Below are 24,577 nucleotides of genomic sequence, written 5' to 3'. Positions count from 1 at the left end.
ATGGCAAATTTCAAAATGGTTTCTCCTTTTAAGGCTGCCGGAGACCAGGTCAAAGCAATTGAAGATATTGCAAAGTCCTTCGGCGAAGGTAAAAATAAAATTACCTTAGTCGGTGTAACAGGTTCTGGTAAAACCTTTACGATGGCAGAGGTAATCACTCGTGTCAAAAAACCAACTCTCATTTTGTCACATAACAAAACTCTTGCGGCACAGCTTTTTCGTGAGTTTAAGGAATTTTTCCCTGAAAATGCTGTAGAGTACTTTGTCTCTTATTACGACTACTACCAACCAGAAGCCTATGTGCCGTCCTCTGATACATTTATAGAGAAAGATATGTCGATGAATGAAGAGATCGACAAACTTAGATTACGTGCCACGTCTAGTTTGTTAGAACGTGATGATGTAATCATCGTAAGTTCTGTATCTTGTATTTATGGTTTGGGTTCTCCCGAAGATTATATGAATTCGGTTGTGATGTTACGAATCGGCGACAAAATCGATAGGGACCAAATCATACGAAAATTTCTCCATATCCAATATGCAAGAAACGATATAGACTTTAGCCGAGGAAATTTTCGTGTTCGTGGAGATACTATTGAAATTATGCCTTCTTACCAAGAGGAAGGCATTCGGATTGAACTGTTTGGAGATGAAATTGATGGACTTTCTAAAATTGATCCACTGACCGGAAAGGTAAAAACCAAACTAGACCGAGTGGTAGTTTATCCTGCTAAACACTTTATCACTTCTGGTCCTAAAATTAAAGACGCTATCGAAAAAATTAAAACTGAAATGGCGGATCAAAAGGAAAAATTCCTAAAACAGGGAAAACATTTAGAAGCAGAACGCATTGAATCCAGAACCAATTATGATATGGAAATGCTTGTGGAACTGGGATATTGTAGTGGGATCGAAAACTACTCTCGCCATCTAACTGGAAGAAACGAAGGGGAAAGACCCGCATGTTTACTTGATTATTTTCCCAATATGGATTTTTTGCTCATCATTGATGAATCCCATGTAACCCTTCCACAGATTGGTGGGATGTATGCAGGGGATAGGTCCAGAAAACAGACGTTAGTTGATTTTGGTTTTCGTCTTCCCAGTGCTCTTGATAACCGTCCACTGAATTTTGAGGAATTTGAAACCTTAACTCCGATGACTTTGTATGTGTCGGCTACACCTGATCAAAAAGAAATTGATAAAAGTGAGGCGGTCATTGAACAAATCATACGTCCGACGGGACTGCTTGATCCCGTGGTGGAAGTTCGTCCTACCACCAACCAGATCGAAGATTTATTAAACGAAATTAGGCTTCGTATTGAAAAGAAAGAACGTATACTTATCACTACTCTTACCAAAAAAATGTCAGAGGATTTAACTGATTATTATAAGGAAGTGGGATTAAAAATTGCATACTTACATTCGGAGATTGATACTATCGAACGAACTGAAATCATCAGAGATTTGCGTAAGGGTGTTTATGATTGTATCGTGGGAATCAACTTACTCCGAGAAGGATTAGATATTCCGGAAGTTTCCCTCGTTGCGATTTTAGATGCAGATAAAGAAGGTTTTTTACGAAACTATAAATCTCTGATCCAGACCATTGGACGGGCCGCAAGGAATGTGAACGGAAAAGCTATTTTATTTGCTGACCGAATGACTGATTCTATTAAAAAAGCGATCAGCGAAACCGAACGACGCCGTCTAATTCAGGAAGCACATAATACGGCAATGGGGATCACTCCCCAAAGTATCATTAAAGAAATTCATGATATCCTTCCACGTGAAATGGCGGAAGAGGATAGTAAAGAAGAAGCACTCAAGGAAATGGAAAAAGAATTTACCTTGAAAAAATACAAAACCAAAGACAAGTTACGCGATGCATTGAAAAGAGAAATGTTGCGTTATGCTTCCGATTTGGATTTTGAAAAGGCCGCTATGTTTCGTGATAAAATGTTAGCACTCGGGCCCGATAAGATAGAATCATAAGGTAGGATTTTGATTGGAAACAAATGAATTTTGGGAAAACTCAACAAAATTGGCGAGAATGGAAGACTCTCTTCCAAAACAAATTTTTCTTCTCCCCATTAAGGTAAGGCCAGTATTCCCAGGAATCATCACACCTTTAATTGTTCCTCCAGGCAGATTCATTCAATCCATTGAAGAATCATCTAAAGGTGCTGGATTTTTGGGACTTATCCTTTTAAAAGAAGATGAATCTGACCTTCCTTCGGAAGATAATATTTTCCAAATCGGAGTGGTGGCTCGAATTTTGAAAAAAATCAATCTACCTGATGGTGGAATGAATATTTTAGTAAATACCATTCAAAGATTTAAAATCAATTCCATACATACAAAAGAACCAGTATTGATAGCTAACGTAAATTATCCGGAAGAGGAGTTGGGTACTAGTAAAAATAATATCAAGGCTCTGATGAGAACCTTACTTATTTTGACCAAGGAACTGGCACAAAACAATCCTCTGTTCACAGAAGATATGAAACTTACGATGATGAATGTGAATGAACCAGCAAAGATGGCTGATTTTGTTTGTTCGATTCTAAACTTAGAAAAAGAAGAATACCAGTCCGTGATTGAAGCAATTCAGATCAACGATCGATTGGAAAAGGTTTTATTATTCTTAAAAAAAGAAATAGAGTTGGTGGTTCTTCAGAAAAAAATCCAAGAACAGATCAACGATAAAATAGATAACCAGCAGCGCCAGTTTTTTCTCAGAGAACAATTAAAAGCCATCCAACAAGAGTTAGGAGTCGGAGAAGATAAAACCGAAATCAAATACGAAAAACTTTTGGAGAGATTGAAGTCCATTCCTGTTGCGGATGAAATTATAGTAGAAATAGAAAGAGAAATTGATAAATTTAAAAATTCAGATCCAATCTCCAGCGATTATAATGTCATTCGAAATTATTTAGATTTGGTGGATGCCCTTCCTTGGGAAAAACCTGCCGAAAAAGATGTTAATCTACTTCATGCCAAAAAAATTCTCAATCGGGACCATCACAAATTAGAAGATGTGAAAGAAAGGATTTTAGAATTTTTAGCAGTACATAAACTAAATCCAAAAAGCAAAGGATCTATTCTTTGTTTGGTTGGCCCACCTGGTGTCGGTAAAACTTCCATTGCGAAGTCAGTGGCGGAAGCTTTGGGTCGTAAATTCTATCGTTTTTCTGTGGGTGGCGTCAGAGATGAGGCTGAAATCAAAGGACATAGGCGAACTTATATAGGTGCTATGCCTGGTAAACTCATTAGTGCATTAAAAATTACTAAAGAACGAGATACTGTAATTTTATTAGATGAAATTGATAAAATGTCACAAGGATACCAAGGAGATCCGCAAGCGGCCTTACTGGAAGTTTTAGATCCCGAACAAAATTCAAATTTTAGAGACCATTATTTGGATTTACCGTTTGATCTTTCAGATGTACTTTTCATCGCAACTGCAAATACGTTTGAACCTATCCCACGTGTACTTTTGGATCGCATGGAAGTCATTCAACTTTCAGGCTATATTACAGAAGAAAAAGTACAAATATTCCAAAAGTATCTTTGGAAAAAAATCTTTCTGAAAAATGGATTAAATCCTGACTCCTTTTCTATGAAAAAGGAAACGGTATCAGTCCTTATCAATTCTTATTCTAGAGAATCCGGTTTACGTGGACTCGAAAAAACTTTTGATAAATTGGTTCGTAAAATTGCCTTAAAACAAGTGTTAAAGGATAAGTATTCCAAAGAAATTCGAGAAAAAGATTTAGTAGAATACTTAGGTCCACCACCTTTTGTGGATGATCGAATGACCATACCGAAAGTTCCGGGAACAGCTTTAGGTCTTGCATGGACCAATGCGGGAGGTTCAACGCTCCTAATCGAAGCCGTACTGATTCCAGGTAAAGGTGGACTGACACTTACCGGACAGATGGGAAAAATGATGGAAGAGTCGGCAAACATAGCTTTGTCGTTTGTTAAAAATTATGTGAACAATGATAGTTTATTTGAGAAAAAAGCAATTCACTTACATGTTCCAGATGGTGCCACTCCAAAAGATGGACCTAGTGCTGGGATTACAATGGCTACGGCACTTTTATCACTTGTAACAGATCGTGTGATTGCTCCAGGTTTTGGTATGACCGGAGAACTAACGTTAACTGGTGAAGTGCTGGCTATCGGTGGATTACGTGAAAAAATCGTTGCTGCAAAACGTGTGGGTGTGAAAAAAATCATTTTCCCTAAGGATAACGAAAAGGCATTCCAAGAAATTCCAGATTACGTAAAGAAGGGTGTTACTTTTTATCCTGTCACTCGTTTTGAAGAAGTGGAAGAGTTGGTTTTTCCCAAATCCAAAGGTAAAAAGAGATGAACCAACAAACCAATTCTTTTGTTCTCATCCTGGAAGTATTATACGGTCATTTGAAAGACCTAGCTCGCTTTTTTTGGGTTAGGCGAGTCCGTTTCCTAACTTTAGGAATTGTTTTCGGTGTATTTTTATCTTTTTTCTTTTTGGGTGGGGCCTATGTGGTTTGGTCAGGCGAAGAAGCTCGTGTACATAAATCACTAGAAAAATATAGATCCGAAGTTTCTAACTTTTATGATAGTTTTCAACCAAAGTCAGTGAAGATTTTGGATCGCAGTGGAAAAGTTATGGGAGAGTTTTATAGGAGAAACTTCAGGCCCATTCGAACAGACAACTTAGGAAAACATAATGTCCTTGTTTGGGCCGTTCTTTCTTCTGAGGATCGGGAATTTTTTTCCCACTCTGGATTAAACTATACGGCCATTGGTCGTGCTGTAGTGACAAATCTAATCCAATTTCGTTTGTCCCAAGGTGGATCTACCATCTCACAACAGTTAGCAAAACTAACTTTAAACTTAGGAAAACGAAATTTATTTAATAAACTAACCGAACTTTATTGCACTTTTTATATTGAGAGCCAATATTCTAAGGAAGAAATTTTGGCCATGTATTTAAACCAAATATTTTTGGGAGAAGGGAATACTGGTGTCGAAGAGGCTGCTAGATATTATTTTCGAAAACCTGCATCAGAACTAAGTCCTGAAGAAGCTGCCTTACTTGTGGGAATTATCCCCGCTCCCAGTGTCTATAATCCTGTTCGCAATTTAGGAATCGCTCTTTCGAGACAAAAACGCGTGTTATATGATATGGCAAGGAATCCTGAGCTTCACCCCTCGCAAAAAGAGATTCCTCATAAGTTCTCAGATTCCATTGAATTGAATTTAAAAAAGTTTAGAACTATCTATAAAGTCAAAGAAACCAAAGACGAAGAAGGAAATCCAAAATACTCAAGTGAAATTGGGAAATATGGTGCAGACAAAGATTTTAGAGTCAACTTAGCTCCAGATTTTAATTCGGAAATCAGAAGATTTATATTAGAGCGATTTTCCAATGAAGATTTGGAAGAACGAGGTTTACTTGTATATACAACTTTAGATTTGGAAAAACAAAGATTTGCCGAAGAAGCTTTACGTGTTGGTGTTGATTCAGTTAGAGCAGACCTCACCAAACAAGAATCAGATTATCAAAGTAAAGGGAAATCAGATTTAGCAGAAGTAACAAGGGCGATTTTGCCACAACTTAGTGGTTCTATGATTTCTCTTGATCCTGAAACAGGAGATATTGAAGCATTAGTTGGTGGGTATAAAATCTCAAATGTATTTCGATTCAATCGTGCAGAAGATGCGAAGAGACAACCTGGTTCTACGATCAAAGCCCTTGTTTATGCATTAGCCTTTGAAAAACGAATCGTAAATCCTTCTTCAAAAATCAAAGACGAAAAGTTAGATATTTCTGGTTATTCACCTAAGAACTGGTATAAGGGCTATAAAGGTGAGATAACGGTTAGACAAGCACTTGCTCAATCTGTGAATACAGTCTCAGTAAAATTATTACATGAAATTGGGATCTCCTATTTTATTCAAAAGCTAAGCGCTATTCTCTCCATCCCCGAAGAAGAAGCAGAAGCTAGGTTTCAAAAGAATTTATCATTAGCACTTGGATCTGGGGAACTGAGTCCTATGGAACTTTCCGTGGTCTATGCAACTCTTATGAATGGAGGAAGGCGAGTTACTCCTCGAAAGATTCTAAAAATTACAGATTTAGATGGGAACGAATTTTATAATACAGTGCCTAATGAGGCCGCAGAACAGATATTAGATCCAGTTGCTTGTGCTATGGCTATCAATACTTTACAATCTGTCCTTACAGAGGAAGGAACAATGACTTTAAAGCGAAAAGAAGGGGAACCTTTTTTATACGCTGGGAAAACAGGAACCGTTCAATCTCCAAAATTAAAATCCTCAAGATGGAAAGGATTAAAAGGAGTTCGTGACGTATGGTTTGCTGGACTTACTCCTAGAAATGTAACCGTTGTTTGGGTAGGGCATGATGAAGGAGCACCTTTCCCTGGTTCAGGATCTGGAGTTTCAGGTGGGATATGGTACCGATACACACAAAATGTAAAATCTAAGTTAGGAATGGGGAATCAGTTGATTTCAAATTTTGTTGGGGATTTTGTTAAGGTAGATGTTTGTGCCGATGATGGAACCATCATTGAATCCAATCCAGATTACGTCTGTAAGGTTCCTTTGTATGCGCAGTATTATTATATTGGTGATTTACCGCCTAAAAGAGCAGGTTTTGTAAAACAAGAACCTTTAAATCAAAATGCTAATCTCAATCCAGAACCAGTTGATGATGATTCTGAAATTTCTACTTATGATGCGCAAGGAAGTCGAATTCGGCCAACTGCTGTGGATTCAGTTGAATTGGAACCGCCCGTTATAGAAAATCGACGAGCGCGTTATAACGAAGAAAATCCTTAGATACTAAATAGTTTTCCTGGATGGACCAAAGAAAAATCCAGGGTTTGTCTTCTCGGATCCATTCGATGACTTTAACGGCATCCTTATCATTTTTGAAAGGTTGGTCCAGAATTTTACCTACCTCTGCATTTTTATAGAAAGCGCGGTTCCCCCCATTACCAACTTTATTCGGATGAAAGAGTGGATCTAAAAAATTCCATATCGAATCAAAATCGGAATACCAAGTGAGTAATGTAAGGTCTCCTTTGCCTTCTCCATTTTCTTTGTATAAGGGAGCTTTTTCCATAGGTTTAATTTGGATCTTTAGTCCAATTTCCTCTAGCGTTTGTTTGATGGCTCTTCCTTTTGCTTGGTTTTCATCATCACCTCGCATTCGAAATTCTAATTTGGTATTTTTGATTTTTGAAAAACAGGAAGATTTTTTTAACTCGTCTATCGCTAGATCTTTATCATATTTTTCTTTAAATTTATTTGGTTCCTTCTGGATTTTATCCAAGTAAATAAAAGGAACGGGTCCATAAGTGAAATCGGCATGGTTTTCTAATAATTTCTGAATGATCAGTTCGCGGGGGATTGCTAAATTGAGCGCTTTACGAAAATGAATATCAAAACATGGATTGTTCTGGTTGATTGCAACATACTGAACAGACCTTCCTCTTTTTGTTAGAGTGAATTCGGAATTAGCTTCGGGTAAGGAAAGTAGAAAGTCTGTAAGTTTGAATGCATCTAGTTGATGTTTTTTGTATAAAAATAAGGAAGTGGTGGATTGCGGTAAAATCAAGAACCTAATTTTTTTAGGGAACTCAAGATCTGTTTCACTTTGTAACTCTAAGTCTAAAAACTCATTTTTTTTCCATGTGATGAGTTTGTATATTCCGTAAGACTTTAAAATCCCTTTTTCCCATTCCTCTTTCCCAATGATGGAAGCAAATGGCAAACTTAGTTTTTCTTTCCACTCTGTTTCTTTGGTTCCTTGTTTAAATTCTAAATCGATTTGGTTTTCAGCTGACAAACGAATAGAGACTAAGAACTGATAGTCTCCTTTTCTGGGATAGGTTTCAAAAATTAAACGGGATAAACTGTATTCGATATCGGAAAGACTAGGCGCATGGGAATGAAGATGGAAGCGCCAGACTTCATTTTTTGGGTGTGGAAGTTTTTTGTAGGAAAGAATCCAAGGAGAAATAAAACCATTTTTCTCTCGAGTGAATAGTCCTTGGTGTAGGAACTTTGCTAATTTTTGACCTGACAAATCAGTCAGGAATAGGGGATCCAAATGCGCTGGATCAGAGGGAAGAGCGATTTTTAAGTCAAAATGGGGAGTTTCCTTTTGGCAAAAAGTGAGGGACAAGAGAAAGAAAACAAGGGATAAGGTTCTCATACGTGAAGATTTACCGAAAACTCTGGCCATACTTGGCAAAATACAAATACAGACTCAGTATTGGTATATTTCTGTCTATATTTGTTTCCATATTCAATGGGGCCTCCCTCACGTCTCTGATTCCTATTTTTGATTCCTTGGGTACTGGTGAAAATTACAAGTTCCAAATTGCTCTTACCAAAAAAGACCAAACCTTACTTTCAGAATACAACAAACCAAACCAACTCGAGGGACTTAAATACTGGGAATGGCAATTTGCCAATCTCAAACAAAAAACAAACGAAGAACTAGTTGATAAAAAACCTGATGATTTGGTATATCTATTTTGTTTAATCATCCTACCTATTTACTTTTTGAAACTTCTTTGTCTTGCGGGAACGGTTTACTTTGTCAATTCTGCAGGTTTACTTGCTGTCAGTGATCTCAGACAAGCTCTCTATAAAAAACTGCAGGTATTACCTTTAAATGAGTTCTATCGTGAAAAGACCGGTGTGCTTATGAGCCGGGTGATCAATGATGTGGATATTGTTGGAAAAGTAGTTTCAAATGATCTAAAAGATGCGATTAATGATTTCTTTTATATAGTCACTCATTTGATCATCTTACTTGTATTAAGTTGGAAATTGTTTTTTTTATTATTTATTGTAATTCCGTTGATTGTAGGACCTGTCAGTACATTCGCTGATCGAATCAGGCGAACCACAAAAAACCAACAAGAACAGTTATCTGAATTGAATGGGGACCTTCAGGAAGTAATTTCTGGAATTCGAGTGATCCGAGCATTTTCAATGGAAGATAAAGAAGCCGATCGATTTTTTAAAGTAAATCAAAACCTTTCTGATAAAACTTTTAAAACACATTTTTACCACCAAATAGGTCCCGCCTTGACAGAGTTATCTGGCTCTGTTGTGACTATGGTATTTTTAGGAATAGGTGCTTACTTATTAGAAGATGCAAGTTTTTCAAAAGGGATGTTTATTGCTTTTTTTCTAACCTTAATTTTTTTGATGCGCCCGTTAAAACAGATGAGTATTCTTGTGAATTTAATCCAAGCATCTGTCATAGCAAGTGATCGTGTATTTGAAATTTTGGGAAGAAATGTGGACATTAAGGAACCAGAAGTCCCAAATCCTTTGGGACCACTTTCTACCTCCATCGAATATAAAAACGTTTCTTATTTATATCCTAATACAGATATTTATGCACTGAAACATATCAATCTTAGTTTGCCCCGTGGTGGAACCATCGCGATTGTTGGTTCTTCTGGAGCCGGTAAATCAACGTTAGTTGACCTTTTGCCGAGATTAATCGATCCAAGTGAAGGTGGTATTTTTTGGGACGGTGTAAATGCAAAAGATATCAGTTTAGATAATTTACGCCAACGCATCGGAGTGGTTTCGCAAAATATCTTTTTATTTAACGGTTCAATTCGTGAAAATATTGCTTTCGGAAAACCTGACGCATCTGAGGACGAAGTGAGACGAGCTGCTGAAGATGCCTTTGCCTCTGAGTTTATAGAAGCCTTTGAAGAAGGATATGATACCATCGTTGGTGAACGCGGAGTAATGTTGTCGGGTGGTCAAAGACAAAGGATTTCAATTGCAAGAACTCTACTTGCCAATCCGGAAGTTTTAATTTTGGATGAGGCAACCTCGGCCTTAGACACTGAATCTGAACGTCTTATCCAGCAAGCATTTGTTAGATTGTATGAAAACAAAACAGTTATCATCATTGCTCACCGTTTATCTACTGTCAAAATTGCAGATACAATTTACTATTTAGAAAACGGTGAAATCGTAGAAAGTGGAAGCCATTCTGATTTATTAAAAAACCAAAACTCTAAATACAAACGTTTGTATGATATGCAGTTTTCTGGCTCAAATTAATACTTTTATTAAGCTAAACGACTTGTTCCACAATTGGGACAAAACTTTGCATTAGGAACAGCAACAAACGAACCACAGTTGGCACAAGTCCAATTCTCGTTGATTTTGGGAGTGGGAAGAGTTGCCACATTTGCCTTTTTATCTATTAGTTCTGCTTCTAAAGAATCCAAAGCTTCAATATAGGGAAGGGATTGGGTTTGGAATTCTTCTTCTGTTAATTTGCCCGAATCAAAGTCAGAACGAATGTCTTTCAGTGAATCCAACAAATTGTTTTTCTTTTCTGTAAAGGGTTTTAGATAAGCTCCTTCATCTTTACCAAAGGGTGATTCATCCAGTCGGAATCTGTAATAAAAGACTAAAAAAGGCGTAACCAGAATGATTCCAAATAGCAAACAATACAGATATAAGAGAAAATCCATACGTTCAGAATTTGGACTTTTTATTTTTAGGCAATCTCTTTATCTTTGGTCAAAGAAGAGAATTTAAAATTATGGCCGTAACAAACCCTTTAATTGAACAAAAAATTAAAACAGCAGAAGAAGTGGCAGCACTTCTTCCCCAACATGTCACTCTAGGATGTTCTGGATTTACACCGGCTGGATACCCAAAACTGATTCCTGTTGCTTTTGCCAAACGAATTGAAGAAGAAATAAAATCAGGAAAAGAGTTTTCTATTAATTTATATGCCGGTGCATCCACTGGAGAAGAACTAGACGGTGCATTAGCTAGAACTGGCGCTTTAAAATTAAGAATTCCATATCAATCCAATTCTCATTTGCGTAATCTTATCAACCAAGGTGAAACCGATTTCATCGATATGCATTTATCTCATGTTGTGAAATACATCGAACATGGAATTTTGCCAAAAATTGACGTTGCAATAGTTGAAGCTATTGATGTAACCACAGATGGAAAAATATATCTTTCCACGTCTTCTGGGATGAGTGCCACTTACATTCAAAATGCGGAATCAGTTTTTATTGAATTAACAGATACACATCCGTTAGAGTTAAAAGGTTACCATGATGTATATCTTCCCAACCATCATGAAAAAGGACTTCCGATTAATATTCTAACACCTGGGGATCGTATTGGATTGCCTTACATCCAAGTCCCTCCTGATAAAATCAAAGGGATTGTGCGCTCTAGTACACCAGATGCCTCTACTGTATTTAAAACTCCTGATGAAGATTGTCAAAACATTGCAGCTCATGTACTGTCTTTCATTCAACATGAAATTAAAAAAGGAAGAATCCCCAAAGAGTATCTTCCATTTCAAAATGGAGTAGGGAATATCGCAAACGCAGTTCTTGCGAGTATGGCGAAAGATCCAAACTTCCATTCGATACAGATGTATACAGAAGTGGTTCAGGATTCTGTTTTTGATTTGATTGATGCAGGAAAATTAGAAATTGCATCTACCTCTGCGTTGACTTTTTCTGATGCAGGCCTCCGGAGATTCCACCAAAACATTTCAGAATGGAAATCTAAATTTATCATTCGTCCGCAAGAAATATCAAACCATCCAGAAGTGATTCGACGTATGGGACTCATCGCTATGAATACAGCAATCGAAGTTGATATTTATGGAAACGTCAACTCTACACATGTGATGGGAACCTCGATGATGAATGGAATTGGTGGATCGGGAGATTTTACTCGAAATTCCCATTTATGTATTTTTATGACACCATCGCTTGCCAAAGACGGAAATATTTCTGCAGTGGTTCCAATGGTGTCACATACAGACCATAACGAACATTCAACTATGATATTTGTAACAGAACAAGGATTAGCTGATCTTAGAGGTTGTCCTCCTAAAAAAAGAGCAGAGCTCATTATCAATAACTGTGCTCATCCCATTTACCGAGATAAACTTCGCGAATATTACGAAAACGCACTCCGCGTATCAAAAGGCAAACATACTCCTCATGATTTGGAAAGGGCACTTTCTTGGCATGTGCAATTCTTAAAAACGGGAAGTATGAAGTGATTGCAGTAGTTGGATCTGGAATCACTGGACTGACAGCAGCATGGGCAATTGGAAAGTATAAGGATGTAACTTTATTTGAGAAACATCCGGAGATTGGTATGGCTGCCTTTGGTGCCAAACAGATGATTGATGGGGAAAATATTGAATTTGATATTCCGTTTAGAACCATCAAACGCGACTATTATCCAACACTCTTTCAAGTGTATGATAAGGCCGGAATCAAAACAAGGCCAGTGGATTATTCTTTTTCTGTTGAATCGAATGGAGATCCTATTTTTGGATTTCGTTCTCACCAAATCTTTGGTATTCCTTTTGGAATACCAACAATGGATTCTTTTCGAACAGGGAAAGGAAGGCAAATTTTTTCAGATTTATTGAAGTTTTACACAAACGCTAAAGAAGACTGGAAAAAAGAAAATCCGTCCATTTCCATTTTAGATTTTTTAGTAAAATATGGATACTCCACTGAATTTATTTATGAATTCCTTCTACCAACATTTGCTTTAGTAAATACTTGCAAAACGGAGACAGTCGGTGCGTATCCGGCTGAGACCATTATTGGATACCATTCTCGTGGTTATTCTTATACTCCTCAAGAAACAGCAAGTTTAGGAACAAGGGATGTTGTGAATCGGCTAACAGAGAATTTAAAAAATTTAAACCTAAATGCTGGGATTCAAAAAATTTATAAACGAAATCATAAAACAATCATTCGATTTACCAATGAGGAAAAAGAATTTGATCATGTGATTCTTTCTACTCAAGCGAACCAAGCTAAAGACTTACTTGGTGAAGGATTTGATTTAGAAAAAGAAATTTTAAATGAATTTCGTTATGAATCCAGCGATGTTGTACTGCATACTGATGAATCATATTTTTTAAATCCCAAAGTATCTTTAATTTTTAAAATTAGGGAAGGTTTTGATAAACCTGAGGTAACTTTGGATTTAGGGAGAATCATCCCCGAGTTGAAAGGAAAAAAAATCTTTCAAACTTGGAATCCTCACAAACTGCCTAAAGAGGTTGATATTCTAAAAGTTGCTAAGTTTGAAAGACCCGTAATGGACGAAAGAACCGCAAAGGCCATACAAAGGATTTCAACATTGCATTCTCAAACAAACTGCAATCTTTGGTTGTGTGGATCTTACTCTTTGTATGGAATTCCTCTTTTAGAAGCTGGTGCAAAATCTGCGTTACAGGTTGTTTCTCAATTATTAAACAAAAACATAGATGATTTGATTCAAAACTAACCACTACTTGGATTTATTTTTCGAAAACATGATAGTAGTAAGTAAGTCCAAGGTAATTCACAAACCAATCTAAAACCTTTGCAAATGTTTTTAAGGAAATAGGTAAATTTGTTGTATGATTGGTAAAACCTTTGATTACGAATAAGGTCCAGTTTTTGCTTTCAATTTGTTTCCATCCAACGGCTTTTAAATCTAAAATAGTTTCTTCATTTAATTTTAAATTTTCCTTGGGTATAAGAAAAGGTAAATAAAGCCATACGAATTTTTTAAATTTATTATCTGCGATTTGAAAATTTGTAAAAACAAATCTTCCACCAGGTTTTAGGACCCGATAACTTTCTTTATAAAATGCGGTAAGATTCTTAAAGTGATAGGCTGCATCTAAAGAAAATACATAATCATAAGAAGAATCCGGTATAGATCCTAAAACTTCCCAACTACCTTTTATGAAAGGTTTTACATCTATATTATTAGAACCAAATAGTTGTTCGGCGAAGTCAGATTGTTCTCCAGGGAGATTGATTGCGGATAGGAGTTTTGGATGATAGTATTTGGACCAGTATAATAAACTTCCTCCAAGCCCAGAACCAATTTCTAAAATCTTTGCTTCTGGTTTTAGCTGGCATCCTTTGGCAAATTCTGAAACAAACCTTATTCCTGCTGTGTGAAAAGAAGATTCTCCTTCCCAAAATCCAAAATTGGAAAGGTAAAAAGGGGGGGATTGGGGAAGGATATACGCTGGTGATTTAGAAAAGGGGAAAGGTGTCATTTTTTGCTTGCTGGAATCTTATACCCTGCCGGGTATGTAGTATGAGCCTTTCGGAAAACCAAACTAAACTGATCCACCGTATCAATCGAATCCAGGGACAGCTGGAAGCAATCAAGAATACAATCACAACGGAAGAAAAAGACTGCGAAAAGGCAATTTTACTTTTGAAAGCGGCCCACCAAGCCATGAAAAAGTTTGGAGAGGCTTATATCCATGAATATATGGATACTTGCTTTAAAGAAAAAAAATCCACACAAAACATCGAAACTGATGTAAAAAAAGCAATCTCCGCCGCCTTTTCTCTCTAAATCCCTCCCAATAAGTAAAAAATCCATAAATCGCTTGCCACATATACCCATAGGGGTATATGTGGATTTAGTATCTATATACTATAGGGGGTATGGTAATGTTTCTAGCTTCAACAAAAACTTGGTATTTGGAACGTGTGGTATATTTCATCGCAGGACTTTTCAGTCTCGTGGGTGTTTCACTTGGAACCTTTGTTTCGCCTTGGTGGTATTTATTGAATCTACTTGTGGGTGTGAACTTAGTTGTGTTTTCAACAATTGGTTTTTGTCCAATGGCCATTCTTTTGAACAAACTTGGTTTTGAACCAAAGGTAAGGGACTAAAATTATGAAATCAATCATTAGCATTTTGCTTTTGGTCGGTCCAATGGCTCTCTTTGCGGAGGGCCTAGGTTTTAGTGATTTGTGGAAACGAATTGAAGAGAATTCCTCTGCAAGAAAAGCCAAGTATTTGGAATGGAAAGCTGGAGAAATTGCAAAAGATAGATCCGACAAACACTGGTTACCTCGAGTTTATACCGATTTGCGTACCTTCCAAACAAACGATCCCACGCTAAATTTTATGGGAAAACTAAGTCAAAGAAGTGCAACGGATTCCGATTTTTCTACAGCTTCAACAAGATATCGTCCTGGAAATTTTTTAGATTCGAATAACCAAGCTTATTCGACATTAAACCCGGACACAATGAATCTTTTTGCAAAGGATACCCTCAATTATCCAGGAAGCCATACATATTCTCGCGGAACCCTTGGTATGGATTTACCACTGTATGAAGGTGGTTCAGGAAAAACTCTCGCAGCCATGAATGAAAAAAGATCAACAGGCCTTAAGTTTGAGTGGCTTGCTGTCAGGGACCGGGAGTTTGCACAAACTGGTTTTTATTACCGAGCGATCCAAACTTTAAATGAATACAAACGTAGATTGGAACAAATAAGGAAAATTGAATCTAAGTTCCAATCCAATTATTCCCTAGGTAATAAAGGAAATCCTGTTGGATATGCAGGTTATCTTGCATTAAAATCTATAAAAAACCAAATTGCCGTTTTAGAAAAACAATCTGACCTACAAATCAATGATTATAAAGAAACTTTATATGTTCTATCAGACCTCCCTCCATCTGAATTAGAAATTATAGAATCAGATTTGAATATTTTTTTAGATACACACTTCAAACGCCCTACCAGTTACGAAAGATCCAACCAAATGAATGCACAGATCAAATATGCCGAAGGGGAAAAACTTAAAAGCGATATGGAGATGGCCAAATTTTTACCTAAAGTTGGCGCTTATTCGGAAGCTTATGGATACCAAGGGAGTCGTAACATAACAAATGCTTACCAAGCTGGTGTGTATTTACAAATGAATCTTTACAATCCAAAAGATATGGGAGCAGTCGAAGAATCTAAACTTAATGCAGAGGCTGCTTTGAAAAAGATCGAAGAGAAAACTAAGGAAGAAGAAGCACATGTTAAATCTCTTTTTCAAAAAGAAATTTCTCTCAAAGAGAATCTTGATTTAGTAAGAGAAACTGTAAAATTCCAAGACGAACAAATTGTAAATATGCAGAGACTCTTTCAAAGTGGAGCCATCAACGCCATTCAATTTGCAGAAACATTAAATAAATCTCTAGAATTATCCCGAGTGCTTATGGAAACAGAAATTGCTGTTTTACAAGTAAGAACAGAAACATCGTTATTTTCAAATAAGGAAGAATCAAATGAATCCATTGGAAGAAATTAGAAAAGGGTTTGCTGGACGCCTTGCAGAAACATTTCTGCATTCGAGACTTACTCCTGTTATCGCAGTTGCTAGCTTAATCTTGGGGTTATTTGCTGTATACTTAACACCCAAAGAAGAGGAACCACAAATTTCTGTTCCTATGATTGATATCCAGATTCCTGCACCTGGATTTTCACCGGAAGAGACGGAACGTAAAGTTACAGAGTTTGTAGAGCGCGCCGTATGGGGACTCGAGGGTGTTGAATATATTTATTCCACTAGTAAATGGCATGGAAGTTATATCACCGTTCGATTCAAAGTGGGAGAACCTATTGAACCTTCTTTAGTTAAAATCCATCATAAATTGATGGAAGTTAAGAATGTGCTTCCTCCAAACACTTTAAGCCCTATTGTAAAATCGTATTCCATAGATGACGTTCCTTTTCTGGCATTAAGTTTTAGTGCAGAAAACATGAACGATTACGAATTACGTCAATTAGTAGCACCTTTAGCACGTGAACTTTCTTCTACTCCTGATTTAGCATCTGTACAAATGTTAGGTGGCTTGAAAAAAGTCGTGAGGGTAAAAGTAGATCCAAACCTTCTAAATCGATTTGGTGTCACTGCAATTGAAGTCGCGATGAGTTTGAAACAAAATGATGCTTTGATCCCTGCTGGAAAAAATTGGTCCTCAGATGCCATTATGGATATTGAGGTTGGTGGCGTACTAAAGAAAATATCTGATGTCAAACGACTTCCAGTCGCACAAAGGGGTGGGCGAGTGGTTCGGATCCAAGACCTGGCAACTGTCGAGGAAGGTCCAGAAGAACGAACAAAATCTTCTGCTTTGTATGATAAATCAATCGGTGAAGGGAAACGAAATGCCGTTACCATTGTATTTGCTAAAAGAAAAGGAACAAATGTTGTCAATTTATCCAAGGATTTATTGGAAAGAGCAAACTTATTTCAAAAAGATCTACCTAAAGAAATTCGTTTGAGTGTGATTCGAGATTACGGAAGTACAGCAGAAGATAAATCGCATGAGCTGATAGAACACTTACTCATTGCTACCATTTCTGTTACGGTTCTCATTGCGCTATGGATGGGTTGGAGGTCTGCTCTTGTTGTAGCAATTGCAATTCCAGTGACCCTTGCACTTACTTTGGCGATTTATTATTTTCTTGGCTATACTCTAAACCGTGTCACATTATTTGCTTTGATATTTTCTATTGGGATCCTTGTGGATGATGCCATAGTTGTTGTTGAAAACATTGAAAGGCATTTAGAAGAAAATCCAAAGTTAGGAATCATTCGTGCTACACTCGTTGCCGTATCGGAAGTTGGTAATCCTACTATCCTTGCTACATTTACTGTAATCGCTGCTATTTTACCAATGGCATTTGTTCGAGGACTCATGGGTCCTTATATGAAACCAATCCCTGTCGGTGCAAGCCTTGCTATGATTCTCTCTCTTATCGTTGCTTTTGCCATCACACCTTGGGCTTCTGTAAGATTACTTAAAGAAAACCATTTAAATGCGGAAAACGGATCCGGTGAACATAAAGTTTCCAAACTGGATCAAATTTATATCCGCTTCATGAATTGGTTACTTGGTTTCAAAAAGAACGCTGCGGTATTTGGTGCGGTTACCATAGGATTATTGCTGATCTCCATGGCATTTGTTGGTTTTAAGTGGGTGAAGGTAAAAATGTTACCTTTCGATAACAAAGAGGAATTCCAAGTGTTGTTAGATTATAAACCGGAAACAACGCTGACTCAAAGTATGAGGTATTCTGAAGAATTAACCAAAATTCTTTTAAAAAATCCCAATGTAGAAAAAATTCAAATTTTTGCAGGAGAAGCGGCACCATTTTCCTTTTCAGGAATGGTAAAACATTCCTTTCTTCGAAACCTTGATTCAATGAATGATTTGCAAGTGATTCTAAAAAATAAAAATGAACGTAAAGAATCAAGCCATGAAATCATAGAAACTTTAAGATCCGACATACAAAAGTTTGGTGAACATTATGATGCCGTAACAAAAGTATTGGAGATTCCTCCAGGGCCGCCAGTGATGGCTACAATGGTTGCAGAAGTGTATGGTCCAACAGCACAAGAACGAAAAAAGGTAACTGAAGAAATTTACGAAGTTTTTCGTAAGGAACCAAGTGTAGTAGATTTGGATACATCTCTTAGAAATGGTCGTCCAAAAATGGTTTACCCAATCGATTTTGAAAAATCAGGAATTTACGGGATCAAAACTTCAGCCTTAGCTTATACAGGATCTATCCTTTTTTCCGAATCTCCTCTAGTCAGTTTGGCGACAGCGGAAGAACCTGAAGAAGTGACTGTGAATCTTTCTGTGATCCAAAGTTTCCGAGGATCTAAAAACCCTTTTCAAAACCAGAACATCATGTCGATGGAATCGGGTGTTGTTTCCTCGGAACGTGTTTTAGGAAAACCATATTTGGAAGAAGATCGAGCTCTTTTTCGTAAAAACTTAAAACCAGTCAATTATGTGATGAGTGAACTATCTGGTGAAGAAGAAGCCCCTGTATATGGAATGTTAAAACTTGCACCCAAAATTAAATATGAAACACAAACTGCAGATGTTCCTTGGAATACTACAAAACCTGTAATTAAGTGGGATGGCGAATGGTTTATCACCTATGAAGTGTTCCGCGATTTAGGTGGTGCTTTTGCCGTGGTGATTTTACTCATTTATGTTTTAGTGCTTGGGTGGTTTAAAAGTTATTCCGTCCCACTTGTGATTATGGCTCCGATTCCCATTTCACTAATTGGAATATTACCAGGTCACTGGGCGATGGGTGCTTATTTTACGGCAACTTCAATGATTGGTTTTATCGCCGGTGCGGGGATCATTGTTAGAAACTCGATCATACTTGTAGATTTTATCGAAGGTGAAATTAGGAAAGGTGTGGAACTTAAAGAAGCTGTGGTCCATGCAGGGGTAGTTCGTTTTCGACCTATGTTACTCACTGCTTCTGCTGTGGTGGTTGGATCCTTTGTGATGTTATTTGATCCAATCTTTGAAGGTCTTGCCATCTCACTTATGTTTGGTGAAATTGCTGCCACTGTCCTCAGTCGATTTGCTGTCCCAGTTTTATATTATTGGTTTATCGGTAAATCAAGACAAGGAGTGATTAAACACGCTTAAGGAATTAAGTGAATCACTTAATGAAAACAAAAAAGGCTGAAATTACTTTCAGCCTTTAAGACAAAACTTTAGGTTCGATACCTAAAGTTTTTTTTTGACAAACTAATTAACGAGTTCCCTCGTTTTTAATTTCACTATGGTTCTTATACAATCCTGTTGCTGTTAAAGAGGGAGCTCTTAAATGACCAGTGTATTGTGTGTAAGTAGTGCTACCACTCACAATAGAAGATTGGCATTTATCAAGTCCACCAGCACGGTTGTATCCGCAAGAAGAGTGGTATGCCACAGCATAATCATCTTCTCCCGGTAGGATGGCAGAAGCTCCAAATGCACCTTTATAACCAGGCACATGGTTGATCTGAATTCCACCTGTGTTGTTGTGATTGAAAGCCCCACGAGCAGTGGATACGATAAGAGATTTGTCCATCGCATTTCCTGCAAACCCAAACGTTATTCCATTGAGGGCAGAAGCAAGTTCTGACCCACCAGAAGCCGCAGCAAGGGCTGTTACTTTTGTGAGGTTAAATCCTTTGGCAGATGCGGTTGAACCTAGGTTTGACAACCAAAATTCAATCGCATAACATCCAGCAGAGTGACAAACGATTTTACAAGAGTTAGACCCTTTGCAATAGTTTGTGAGTCCAGTGGCAATGTTTGTTTGTGCGCGTGCAGATCCGTAAGTTCTAGGATCAGAGGTTCCATCATAGCCGATGAAAATTTTTGATCCAGAAACCGTATTCGCAGAGGTTCCCCAATACGAATTTACGTCTGTTGTCCCCACACCGTTGTGGTTTTTGTCTGACTTACCGTGAATGAACACGGTGTATGTTTGTGCACTGAGCGATCCTGCAAACAGCATCACAAGTACAGTTGTTATGGTTCTTCGCATTTTTTTTCCCTTTCCTGATTTTCTATATTACGACACAAATTACATAAATAAGTCAAATATGTCAATTTATATATGATTAGGGCAAAAAAAAGGCCAGCCGTTTGGCTGACCTATCCTTTTCTCTTGATTCAGAAAAAAGTGGGAGTTTCGGCGATTTACCGATATCCTTCTGATTTGATTTCGCTATGGTCTAGGTAAAGTCCAGTCGCAGTTACAGAAGGAGCACGGTAGTGTCCGCTGTATTGTGTGTAAGTTACGTTGGAATTAAAAGGCCAGATTCCTTCACTTTGTGTGAGAGAAGATTGGCATTTGTTAAGTCCACCTGCTTTATTGTAACCGCAAGAAGAGTGGTATGCCACCGCATAGTCATCCTCACCTGGGAGGATCGCAGACGCACCAAACATCCCTTTGTAACCAGGAACGTGGTTTACCGCAACACCAGCAGTGTTGTTGTGATTAAAGGCACCACGTGCAGTTCCTACGATAAGAGATTTGTCCATCGCGTTTCCACCAAATCCGAAAGTAATTCCGTTGAGTGCAGAAGCAAGTTCCGATCCACCAGAAGCCGCAGCAAGTGCTGTTACTTTTGTAAGGTTGAATCCTTTGGAGGATGCCGTAGAACCAAGGTTAGACAACCAATACTCGATTGCATAACATCCAGCAGAGTGACAAACGATTTTACAAGAGTTAGACCCTTTGCAATAGTTTGTAAGTCCTGTGGCAATGTTTGTTTGTGCACGAGAAGATCCGTAAGTTCTAGGATCAGAAGTTCCATCGTAACCGATGAAAATTTTAGATCCAGATACGGAGCTAGTGGAAGATCCCCAGTATCCGTTTACATCTGTTGTTCCCACACCGTTGTGGTTTTTGTCTGACTTACCGTGAATGAACACAGTGTAAGTTTGTGCACTGAGCGATCCTGCAAACAGCATCGCAAGTATTGTTGTGATTGAGCTACGCATCTCTTTTTTCCTTTTCCTTTCTTTAAATGATACCGATTAACTTATCTCCAACCTTCGGTTTTGATTTGACCGTGGTCGAGATAAAGCCCTGTAGAAGAAACAGAAGGAGCACGGTAGTGTCCACTGTATTGGTTGTATGTTTTATTGGATCCAAATGGCCAAAGACCTTCATACTGAGTGAGCGAAGATTGGCATTTATTTAATCCACCAGTTCTGTTGTATCCACAAGAAGAGTGGTAAGCTACAGCGTAGTCATCTTCTCCAGGAAGAATGAGGGATGCACCTATCATACCTTTGTAACCAGGAACGTGGTTTACGGCAACACCAGCAGTGTTGTTGTGATTGAAGGCACCACGAGCTGTGGTAACAATGAGAGATTTGTCCATTGCGTTCCCACCAAACCCAAAAGTAATTCCATTCAGAGCGTTCGCAAGTTCCGATCCACCAGAAGCCGCTGCCAGTGCCGTTACTTTTGTGAGATTGAATCCTTTTGCTGATGCGGTTGAACCTAAGTTTGACAACCAATACTCGATCGCATAACAACCAGCGGAGTGGCAAACGATTTTACATGAGTTAGATCCTTTGCAATAGTTTGTGAGTCCTGTAGCGATATTGGTCTGTGCACGAGAAGATCCGTAAGATCTCGGGTCACTAGTTCCATCGTAACCGATAAAAATTCTCGTTCCACCTACCGAATTAACAGAGGAACCCCAGTAGCTGTTTACGTCGGTAGTTCCGACACCATTATGGTTTTTGTCTGATTTTCCATGTATGAAGACTGTGTAGGTTTGAGCGCTAAGGGATCCTGCTAAAAGGACTGCCGTTATGGTTGCTAGTAGAGTTCGCATTTTGTTTTCCTGTTTCTGAAGGTATGTTCTCCTTGTTTTATAAGTTTGGCAAAAGATTGACAAGAAATTTTTTTACAAATTTAGACAAAATTTTAACATAAATTTGCCATTGTCAGGGTTTCTCTGACAATCTTTAGGACAGGTTCCTAGGATTTTGCTAGGGGAATGCGGATGGTGAAGAGGGTTTTACCCGGTCTGCTTTCCACTTGGATGTTTCCATTGTGGTTCTGGATTATTTTTTGGACGATGGAAAGCCCAAGCCCCGTCCCCATCCCTAGTTCTTTCGTGGTAAAAAATGGCTCAAAGATTCGGGGAAGGATGTCTTCAGAGATTCCTTTTCCATTGTCTTCAATGGTGACAAGTGCCTCTGTTTCCTCCTCTTTAAGGAAAATTTGGATTTTGCCTCCTTCTTTGGGGCAAGCTTGGATGGCATTGTAGATGAGATTAGTCCAAACTTGAACAAGTTCATCTGCATGACCAAGGATGACGGGATCTCCACTGATTTTCCAATCAATCTCGATATTCTGTTTCCAACTGGTCGAGTACATGGAAAGAACGGAATCGATTCCTTCTTTGAGCGAAAGGTGTTTTTGAGATTCCCTGGGACCGGCGTAGGAATGGTGTTTGAGTGCAAAAACAATCTTTGAGGCTCGTTCCACTGCCGTTTCAATAATCCCTAAATGAAACCCAATGACAAATTCATTGAGTTTGGATTGGAAGGTATTTCTTCCTTCTTCTGTATCGAATAACTTTTGGTATTCCTCGGGAATGGTTTCAATTTTAAAATCGAAACAGGTATCTGCCAAGGAGATAGGATCGGAAATCATTTTGGATTTAAAATAAGCAATGAGTTCTTTTTTTCTTTTGAACCTGGATGTGACTTCAGATCTCTTTTGGGTTTTGAACTCTTCCAAAAATTGTTCTGCTAAAATAACCATATCAGTTTTTTCAGATCCAAATACATTTGATTGTCCATCTTTTATGAATTGAATGCTACCTTTAATAGCTGCTAGTGGGTTATTGATTTCATGTGCCACACTAGCTGCAATTTTACCCAAAGTGGACATTCGTTCTGCATGTAAAAGTTGTTCTTGGGTTTCTCTTAGTTCTAAGATGGTTTGGTTTAAAGATTCTGTGCGCTCTTTGATTTTTTGTTCTAATTGAAGCCTTGCGTCCCTAACAATGGAAATCATTTCGTTAAAACTATTAGATAACTCACCAATCTCATCTCTGCTTGATACTTTGACTGTAACAAACAAATCACCCGAATGCATTTTTCTAATCCCTGCCAGTAATCTGGTTAACGGGTAAACAATACTTGTTTTATGTAGTACGGGATATAACATAAAGATAGTAAATAGGGAAAACAAGAGTGTGATGATTAGCCAAACAACAGTTTGGTGAACCATGTTTCTGTATTCAATATAGGGGATTGCTATTAAAAAGTGGTGGTTTTTTGCATAAAAATCGGAAGTCCAATAAATTCCACTAGGGTCATTAGAAAATGAATGTAGATGGAATGATTCAAATGAATTAGGAATCCTTTGGATATCTACTATATTTTCTTTTGTAAGGTTTGCTTTATTGATTCGGAAATTTTGATTCTGTAAGTCTATGACAAGTTCAGAAAGATAAACAAAAGGATAAGTTGAACCAAGTTCCAGTTGTGTTTTAATGCTATGTTTTTCTCGACTCATTTCATTTTGGAAATCAACACGAAACCTGTTGAATAAAAAATTAGCAACAATGGAGAGAATCAAATATAATACGGTTAAGTTGAAAGTCATGATTTTAAATCCAACCGTGGAAGGAATTGTTTCTTGGTTCAGTGAAACTAAAACAAGAATCGTCATGATAATGATTGTTAGGTTAGTGAGTAAAAAAAGAAAGGTTGGTTTACTGAAATAATTTAGATCCACAAGGATGTCAGCAAAAGCCAAAGAAAGAATTCCTAAGATCGCTAAAAGAAATCCACCTGTGTTTCTTTTTTGTAATCCTTGAAACTTTAAATATTTAGCGAAAAGCACGGCGATTGTATTTCCAAGAACCAAACACATAGTACCTGCGATAGAAAGGATGGATAGTTGGACCATCGGAGAAGAAGAATGTTGGTCTGGAACATAGAATTCCATTTTAGGATCAAAATGAACTTCACGGAAAAAAAAACCGATTCCGTTGGAAAGAATCGCAAGGAGGGCAAGTGTGCTGTGGATATGAAGGCTCCATTGTTTCCAACGTGGAAAACTATTTTCCTGAAATCCAAACGCCAAATGGGAGGAAGCGACACCCAAAATCAAAATGACGGGATTTTTCAAAAAAACGAAAACATATGCGGTCCAAGGTGCGACAAAAGAATTACAAATCGACCAAGCCACCGACCAGAAAAAAAGACAAAACAGAGGGATGAGAAGGCCTCGGAAAGTGGGAGTTAAATCCTCCTTTCGAGACATAAAGTAGACAAAGGCAATCCCACTCACCAAACAGAGCCCAAAATAAAAGAAGCTGTATAGATTCAGTAAGGGAGCCAAGCCAA

At 37.9% G+C, this 24,577-nt stretch carries 17 protein-coding genes; 10 read left to right on the top strand and 7 right to left on the bottom strand.

Features of this window, described 5'->3' with window-relative positions; translation table 11 throughout:
• Genes uvrB through EHQ31_RS14165 form a run of 3 tightly spaced genes read left to right on the top strand, consistent with a single transcriptional unit; the run spans position 1 to position 6,861 of the window.
• The gene (gene uvrB, locus EHQ31_RS14175) at positions 1-1,995 is read left to right on the top strand and encodes an excinuclease ABC subunit UvrB (protein WP_135571256.1); all 1,995 of its coding nucleotides are present in this window, start codon (positions 1-3) and stop codon (positions 1,993-1,995) included.
• A gap of 58 nt (positions 1,996-2,053) precedes the next feature.
• The gene (gene lon / locus EHQ31_RS14170; protein ID WP_244247470.1) at positions 2,054-4,381 is read left to right on the top strand and encodes an endopeptidase La; all 2,328 of its coding nucleotides are present in this window, start codon (positions 2,054-2,056) and stop codon (positions 4,379-4,381) included.
• Positions 4,378-6,861, top strand: coding sequence for a transglycosylase domain-containing protein (locus tag EHQ31_RS14165; protein ID WP_135571252.1), 2,484 nt, complete (start codon positions 4,378-4,380; stop codon positions 6,859-6,861). Before lon ends, EHQ31_RS14165 begins: the two co-directional genes overlap by 4 nt.
• Here EHQ31_RS14165 and EHQ31_RS14160 read toward each other — a convergent pair.
• Positions 6,818-8,242 (bottom strand): ABC transporter substrate-binding protein, encoded by a 1,425-nt coding sequence (locus EHQ31_RS14160; protein ID WP_135571250.1) that lies wholly within the window; start codon positions 8,240-8,242, stop codon positions 6,818-6,820. The genes EHQ31_RS14165 and EHQ31_RS14160 overlap by 44 nt on opposite strands.
• A 2-nt stretch (positions 8,243-8,244) precedes the next feature.
• On the opposite strand from EHQ31_RS14160, the gene EHQ31_RS14155 reads away from it, so the two are divergent.
• Positions 8,245-10,128, top strand: coding sequence for an ABC transporter ATP-binding protein (locus EHQ31_RS14155; protein WP_135571248.1), 1,884 nt, complete (start codon positions 8,245-8,247; stop codon positions 10,126-10,128).
• Between the two features lie 8 nt (positions 10,129-10,136).
• Here EHQ31_RS14155 and EHQ31_RS14150 read toward each other — a convergent pair whose 3' ends face one another.
• Positions 10,137-10,547 carry a zinc ribbon domain-containing protein gene (locus EHQ31_RS14150; protein WP_135571246.1) on the bottom strand — a complete coding sequence of 137 codons (411 nt, stop codon included), beginning with the start codon at positions 10,545-10,547 and terminating at the stop codon, positions 10,137-10,139.
• A gap of 71 nt (positions 10,548-10,618) precedes the next feature.
• Between EHQ31_RS14150 and EHQ31_RS14145 the strand changes: the two genes are divergently transcribed.
• Positions 10,619-12,121 carry a succinate CoA transferase gene (locus EHQ31_RS14145; protein WP_135571244.1) on the top strand — a complete coding sequence of 501 codons (1,503 nt, stop codon included), beginning with the start codon at positions 10,619-10,621 and terminating at the stop codon, positions 12,119-12,121.
• Positions 12,118-13,371 (top strand): FAD-dependent oxidoreductase, encoded by a 1,254-nt coding sequence (locus EHQ31_RS14140; protein ID WP_135573948.1) that lies wholly within the window; start codon positions 12,118-12,120, stop codon positions 13,369-13,371. The genes EHQ31_RS14145 and EHQ31_RS14140 overlap by 4 nt, the downstream gene beginning before the upstream one ends.
• Before the next feature lie 13 nt (positions 13,372-13,384).
• Here EHQ31_RS14140 and EHQ31_RS14135 read toward each other — a convergent pair whose 3' ends face one another.
• Entirely contained in the window at positions 13,385-14,140 is a 756-nt protein-coding gene (locus EHQ31_RS14135) for an SAM-dependent methyltransferase (RefSeq protein WP_135571242.1), read from the bottom strand.
• A 41-nt stretch (positions 14,141-14,181) separates the two neighbouring features.
• Here EHQ31_RS14135 and EHQ31_RS14130 point away from each other — a divergent pair, with 41 nt between their 5' ends.
• From EHQ31_RS14130 to EHQ31_RS14115, 4 genes are all read left to right on the top strand, one after another.
• Positions 14,182-14,448, top strand: a complete 267-nt coding sequence (locus tag EHQ31_RS14130) for a metal-sensitive transcriptional regulator (RefSeq protein ID WP_135571240.1) — start codon at positions 14,182-14,184, stop codon at positions 14,446-14,448.
• Positions 14,449-14,546: 98 nt separating this feature from the next.
• The gene (locus EHQ31_RS14125) at positions 14,547-14,771 is read left to right on the top strand and encodes a YgaP-like transmembrane domain (RefSeq protein WP_135571238.1); all 225 of its coding nucleotides are present in this window, start codon (positions 14,547-14,549) and stop codon (positions 14,769-14,771) included.
• 4 nt (positions 14,772-14,775) lie between these two features.
• Positions 14,776-16,188 (top strand): TolC family protein, encoded by a 1,413-nt coding sequence (locus tag EHQ31_RS14120; protein ID WP_135571236.1) that lies wholly within the window; start codon positions 14,776-14,778, stop codon positions 16,186-16,188.
• On the top strand, positions 16,166-19,345 hold the full coding sequence (locus tag EHQ31_RS14115; RefSeq protein ID WP_135571234.1) for an efflux RND transporter permease subunit: 3,180 nt from the start codon (positions 16,166-16,168) through the stop codon (positions 19,343-19,345). Before EHQ31_RS14120 ends, EHQ31_RS14115 begins: the two co-directional genes overlap by 23 nt.
• Positions 19,346-19,451: 106 nt before the next feature.
• Here the strand turns inward: EHQ31_RS14115 and EHQ31_RS14110 are convergent, their stop codons facing one another.
• The 4 genes from EHQ31_RS14110 to EHQ31_RS14095 all read right to left on the bottom strand — a co-directional run bounded on the left by EHQ31_RS14110 (position 19,452) and on the right by EHQ31_RS14095 (position 24,572).
• The gene (locus EHQ31_RS14110; RefSeq protein ID WP_135571232.1) at positions 19,452-20,234 is read right to left on the bottom strand and encodes a hypothetical protein; all 783 of its coding nucleotides are present in this window, start codon (positions 20,232-20,234) and stop codon (positions 19,452-19,454) included.
• A gap of 155 nt (positions 20,235-20,389) precedes the next feature.
• Positions 20,390-21,196, bottom strand: coding sequence for a hypothetical protein (locus EHQ31_RS14105; RefSeq protein WP_135571230.1), 807 nt, complete (start codon positions 21,194-21,196; stop codon positions 20,390-20,392).
• 41 nt (positions 21,197-21,237) lie between these two features.
• Positions 21,238-22,044 (bottom strand): hypothetical protein, encoded by an 807-nt coding sequence (locus EHQ31_RS14100; RefSeq protein ID WP_135571228.1) that lies wholly within the window; start codon positions 22,042-22,044, stop codon positions 21,238-21,240.
• 146 nt (positions 22,045-22,190) lie between these two features.
• Complete coding sequence (locus EHQ31_RS14095; protein ID WP_135571226.1) at positions 22,191-24,572, bottom strand: HAMP domain-containing sensor histidine kinase; 2,382 nt, start codon at positions 24,570-24,572, stop codon at positions 22,191-22,193.
• Between the last annotated feature and the right edge of the window lie 5 nt (positions 24,573-24,577).

The sequence above is a fragment of the Leptospira montravelensis genome (assembly GCF_004770045.1).
GTDB classification, from domain to species: domain Bacteria; phylum Spirochaetota; class Leptospiria; order Leptospirales; family Leptospiraceae; genus Leptospira_A; species Leptospira_A montravelensis.
The sequence above is the reverse complement of the archived record's forward strand: the minus strand, read 5'-3'. Positions and strand labels throughout refer to the sequence as shown.